The 4,467-nt window shown below is 70.2% G+C and carries 4 protein-coding genes; all 4 read left to right on the forward strand.

Annotated elements, in window-relative coordinates; genetic code table 11:
- Positions 1-522: ribosome biogenesis GTP-binding protein YihA/YsxC (yihA, locus tag VF794_RS27655; RefSeq protein WP_331115491.1), on the forward strand; the 522-nt coding region annotated here is incomplete at its 5' end.
- 19 nt (positions 523-541) lie between these two features.
- Complete coding sequence (locus VF794_RS27660) at positions 542-2,218, forward strand: DUF6178 family protein (protein ID WP_331115493.1); 1,677 nt, start codon at positions 542-544, stop codon at positions 2,216-2,218.
- Positions 2,219-2,399: 181 nt separating this feature from the next.
- Positions 2,400-3,686, forward strand: a complete 1,287-nt coding sequence (locus VF794_RS27665) for an O-antigen ligase family protein (RefSeq protein WP_331115497.1) — start codon at positions 2,400-2,402, stop codon at positions 3,684-3,686.
- A partial coding sequence (locus tag VF794_RS27670; RefSeq protein WP_331115495.1) for a glycosyltransferase occupies positions 3,676-4,467 on the forward strand: 792 nt, incomplete at its 3' end. The genes VF794_RS27665 and VF794_RS27670, both read left to right, overlap by 11 nt.

A 4,467-nucleotide genomic window follows, 5' to 3' on the forward strand; every position in this document is an offset into this window, starting at 1 on the left:
GTGGGCCGCTCCAACGTGGGCAAGTCGTCCATGATCAACGCGCTGGCCGGCCGCAGGAAGCTGGTGCGCGTCTCCAACACCCCCGGCCGCACCCGGACGATCAACTTCTTCGACGTGGACGTGGAGAGTGGGGGCAAGGCCCAGATCGTCCGCTTCGCGGACCTGCCCGGCTACGGCTTCGCCAAGGTGAGCAAGACGGAGCGCGCCGCGTGGCAGACGATGATCACCACCTACCTGGAGAAGCGCCGGGACTTGAAGGTGGTCGTGAGCATCATCGACGCCGAGGTGGGGCCCACCTCGGATGACTTCCAGACGCTCGATTACCTTCAGGAGGCCAGGCGGCCCATCCTGGTGGTGGCCACGAAGATCGACCGGCTGCCCAAGGCGCGCCGCAAGCCCCGGCTCAACGACCTGTCCGAGCAGCTCTCCCTGCCCCGCGAGGCAGTGCTGGCGTTCTCTTCCACGGAGAAGCTGGGCCTGGACGAGGTGTGGGACGCGTTGCTGGGCGCCGTGAAGGCGTGACCTGTGGTAGGCACGCGCCGTGGCGAACGGCAATCGAAACGGAAGCAGCGGTAACGGTGGTGACCTCCAACACGCGCTGAACGTCGTGCGCCGGCAGCTCGCGTCCCTGCCCGCCCGCAAGCGGATGGATGCCATCCTCGAGTCGCGGGGCGCACGCGAGCTGGTGCGCTCGTTGCCCGCCGAGGACCTCTACTTCACCATCATGGAGGTGGGACTGGCGGACTCGACCGAGCTCATCCAGCTCGCCTCGCCCGAGCAGTTCCGCACCTTCGTGGACCTGGGCGGGTGGAAGCGGGACCAGCTCACGCCGCTCGAGGTGCTCTCCTGGCTGCGCGCCGCGCGTGGGGACGAGCCCGAGCACTTCCTCCAGAAGCTGCGCAAGGTGGACGCCGAGGTGCTGGAGGTCCTCATGCGCGAGTTCACCCTCGTGCACGACCTGGAGGAGAACCCGGACGTGCACGTGGAGGGCGTCACCCTGGAGACGCCCGAGGGCCGCTACCTCGTGGAGTTCAAGGGCGTGGAGGGGGCGGACCTGGTCACCATGCGTTCGATCATCAACGATCTGATCGCGGACAACCCCTTCGAGGCGGTGCGCTTCATGGAGGCCACGCGCTGGGACGTGCCCAGCGAGCTGGAGGAGACGGCGTACCGCTTCCGCACGGCGCGGCTTCAGGACCTGGGCTTCCCGCCCCTGGAGGAGGCCGTGCGCCTCTTCAGCCGGGTGGACCCGGGGCCCTCGCCGGCCGCGGCGCCGAGCAAGGCGCTCGTGCCGGGCCAGGGTCAGCCGGACTACCTGGAGGCCGCCTTCCGCGCCCTGGATGAGGTGGAGCGGGAGAACCTGGAGGCAGAGCTGCGCTACCTCGCCAACGCCACGCTGGTGGCCGAGGTGGAGGATCCGGGCGACATGGACGCCATCCGCCGCGTGGGCGAGATGGCCCGGGACTACCTGCTGCTGGGGCTGGAGCACCTGACGGGGGGAGACCCCTCGCGCGCCGTGCAGGTGGTGCGCGACCTGGAGGTGAAGCGCATCTTCCAGGTGGGCTTCTCCCTGACGCTGACGCTCAAGTTCCGCGCGGACCGGTTGATGAAGCAGCCGCTGGCGCAGGTGGACGGCACGCCGCTCCTCTTCCCGGAGGAGGCCGTCGCTGTCGAGGCCCTGCGCCGCAAGCGTCCGCGCCGCACCCTGAAGGTTCCGGGGGCCGAGCCGGTGCCCTTCCGCTCGCGGCGCGAGGTGGCCTCCAGCGAGGAGGTGCTGGCGCGGGCGGAGGCCCAGGTGGCGCTGCTGGGCGCGCTGTTCGGAGGCACGGCGCAGCGGGCCCATGAGCTGCTGGCCCGCTTCGGCGTGGAGCCGCGCGTGCTCGGGGTGGACCACCTCTTCGCCGCCGTGGTCGCCATGGCCCTGCTGGAGGGGAAGGTGGATGTACGCCCGGTCCCCTCGGGGCGGGGCGACGAGCTGGGGGCGCTGCTCTTCGAGGGCACCCCGGAGGCCCCGCGCATGCGCCCGGGCGTGGCGGATCGCGCGGCGGCGGTGCTGGAGCCGTCGGTGCCCGAGTCGGCCCGGCCCGAGCTGCGCCGTTTGGTGAGGGTGACGCTTGCTCGCCTGCTGGAGGAGCTGGGGCCGTCGTTCCTCCAGGAGGGCAAGTTGAATCCCATCGCCTCTGTTCTTCTGCCCATGCAGGGCGAAGGGACGCCGTAATCCTTTCAGTCCCACCACCCCCCGAGCCCCCGCGGACCGGGGGCCCTCCCGCTAAGGCCTTGGATCCACGGGTTTTGCCCGTCAAGGCCGCTGGCACATCGCCTGCTAGCGACTCTAGGCGTCCATAGCGCTGGACCTATGGATGTTCAGTGGCTCGGGCATCGGGTGGGAGGAGGACGGGATGGTGGTGAGCGACAATGCGGAGCGCCGGGATGTGGTGGCGTTCTATGCGCTGACCGCGTTCGCGGCGCTGATGTACATGGTGCCGCAAGCGTGGATTCCCGCGCTGGCTCCATTGCGGCTGGCGCTGCTGACGTCGGGGTTGGCGGCGGGGCTGATGGCGCTGCGGCGGGTGGGGCGCGCGGAGCCCCTCTTCTTCGATGGCGCGCGAGGCCTGGCGCTGCTGGCCTTCTCGGGGCTCGCGCTGGCCTCGATGACGTGGTCGGTGAACCCGGAGGTGACGCGCTACACCGCCATCGAGCTGCTCAAGCTCACGGCCATCTACCTGACGCTGGTGAACGTGGTGACCACGCCCCGGCGGCTGGCGGTGATGTGCGGCGCGGTGGTGCTGGCGTCCATCGTGACGTCGCACGGCGTCATCAACACGTACCTCACCGGGACGCCCGCGACGCTGGTGGAGGGCTACCGCGCGCACTGGGTGGAGGTGTACGCGGACCCGAACCGCTCGGCCATGAACCTGGCGGTGGTGGTGCCGCTGGCGGTGGCCTTCCTGGCGCGCAAGGAGAGCCACTGGGTGTGGCGCACGGTGTGCGCGGTGGCGGTGACGGTGGCGGTGGTGGCCATCGTCTTCACCTTCTCGCGCGGTGGCTTCATCGGTCTCTCGGTGGCCATGGCCATCTGGGCCCTGCGCGAGCAGAAGAAGCTGCGCTCGGTGCTGATCGGGGCGGCGCTCGCGCTGGGCCTGGTGCTCTTCGCGCCGAAGAGCTTCTGGCAGCGCAATGAGACGGTGGCGACGTTCCAGCAGGACGCGTCGGCCATGGGCCGCGTGTACGCGTGGCAGGTGACGTCGCGCATCAGCCTGGACAAGCCGCTGCTGGGCGTGGGGGCGGGCAGCTTCCGCTTCGCATGGCCGCTGTACGCGCCGCCCGAGGCGACGCGCGCGTACGTGGCGCACAACGTCTTCCTGGACGTCATCGGGGAGCTGGGCTGGGTGGGTCTGCTCTTCTTCCTCGTGTTCGCCGGAGGCGCGGCGGGCGGTGCCTTCGAGGCCTCGCGCAGCACGCGGGTGGGGTGGTTGGCGCGAGGCTTGTCCGCGTCCATGGCGGGCTACCTCATCTGTCAGCTCTTCTCGGGCTACATCCTCTCGGCGCACCTGTACGTGCTGTTCGGTCTGGCGGCATGCGCGCAGCGGATCGCCCGGACGCAGGCGGTCGAGGAGTCGGTGGGGATTCCGGTGGTGAAGGGGCAGCTTTCGGCGAGCTGGGAGGGCTCGAACAATGCGGCGTGAGGAAGCACGGATGGCGGAGGCACCCCTCCGGCTGGTGCAGTTCACCAAGTCCTTCCACATCGGGGGGACCGAGGTGCAGGTGGTGGAGCTGTTGAGGGGACTTCCCTCCAGCTACCGCGTGCAGGTGGGCGTGCTCCAGGAGCAGGGACCGTTGCTGGGGGCGGTGCGGCAGCTCGGCCATGTGCCGGAGGAGTTCTCGCTGGGGGGCTCGCTGGCGCGGCCCAACACGGCGGCCCAGGTGATGCGGCTGGCGAGCTGGTTTCGCCGTGAGCGGGTGGAGCTGGTCCACGCGCACGACTTCTACTCGACGATGCTGGTGGTGCCCGCGGCGAAGCTGGCGGGGACGAAGGTGATTGTCGGGCGGTTGGATCTGGCCCACTGGCACGGTCCGGCGCGGCGCGCGTTGCTCAAGGGCCTCACCCACCTGGCGGATCACGTGGTGGCCAACGCCGACGCCATCCGCCGCATGCTGGTGGAGGAAGAGGGGCTGTCGGCGGAGCGGGTGTCCGTCATCCCCAACGGCCTGGACCTGTCGCGCTTCGACGCACGGGTGCGTGAGGGCCTGAAGGCCCAACTGCCGGATACGAAGGGCGCGCCGGTGGTGGTGCACGTGGCGAACATGAACCACCCGGTGAAGCGGCAGGAGGACCTGCTGCGCGCGCTGGCGATGGTTCGCCTCAAGGGGCACGTGCTCCACGCCTTCCTGGTGGGGGACGGTCCGAGGCGGCCCGAGCTGGAGCGGATGACGAAGGAGCTGGGGCTGACGGACACGGTCCACTTC

It is taken from the genome of Archangium sp. (genome assembly GCF_036389735.1).
Lineage (GTDB): Bacteria > Myxococcota > Myxococcia > Myxococcales > Myxococcaceae > Archangium.

Excerpts from the sequence above, each read along its gene's own strand:
- VF794_RS27665 (WP_331115497.1), top strand. The coding sequence starts at position 2,400 with ATGGTGGTGAGCGACAATGCGGAGCGCCGGGATGTGGTGGCGTTCTAT.